This is a genomic window from Pseudomonas alkylphenolica (assembly GCF_004025535.1).
Taxonomy (GTDB): domain Bacteria; phylum Pseudomonadota; class Gammaproteobacteria; order Pseudomonadales; family Pseudomonadaceae; genus Aquipseudomonas; species Aquipseudomonas alkylphenolica_A.
The window spans coordinates 1-588 of the sequence record NZ_QJRG01000017.1 but is presented as its reverse complement, the minus strand read 5'-3'; the positions used below and the strand labels follow the sequence as shown (position 1 = coordinate 588).

The following is a 588-nucleotide window of genomic DNA, read 5'->3' as shown; positions in this document are numbered from 1 at the left end:
TGCTGCAAGCGGTCTGGCCCTATGACCCCGGCGTACCGATACCGGGCATCGCCGCACTCGGTGGCTGGACCGTGCAGGTCGGTGACCCGGAAGACGTAGACGAAGCCCGGTTGCTGTTCACCCCGGATCCGCTCAGCCCTGAAATGGTTGATCGCTACCGGGACAACCCTGTTTACCGTAACCGCCTGCAAAAATTCGACCTGCGCATCCTCGTCAATAGCTGCGGCCTGTTCGACGACGCCATCACCCCCTCGAGCGTCGCCGGCACCGTCGCCGAGTTCCTCGCCGCTGACAACCCCGCCGCCAGGCACCTGCTGGAGAAACAGGCATTTCCCCCGTTCCGCAACGCCCTTGCGCCGGGTGACGTGCCCAAGGCCATGGGCTCCATTTACCAGAACGCCCTGAACAGCCTGATGGGGGGCGGCGGTGTCGCCCTGGTGCTCGATGACCCGATCGGCATTGTTCAGGAGCTCAATGCCTGGCGTAACGACGCCATTGAAATGAACCTGCCGTGGTTGGCCGCCGTCGATGCCCAGGGCCTCAGTAACGAGCGCAAGTACATCGTCGCCGAAGCGCTCGACGACGTAA

Annotated in this window: 1 pseudogene; it reads left to right on the top strand. The window is 63.8% G+C overall.

Going from position 1 to position 588, the window contains the following annotated elements:
• Nucleotides 1-588 (top strand): annotated as a pseudogene (locus DM813_RS28340) (hypothetical protein); the annotation flags it as partial.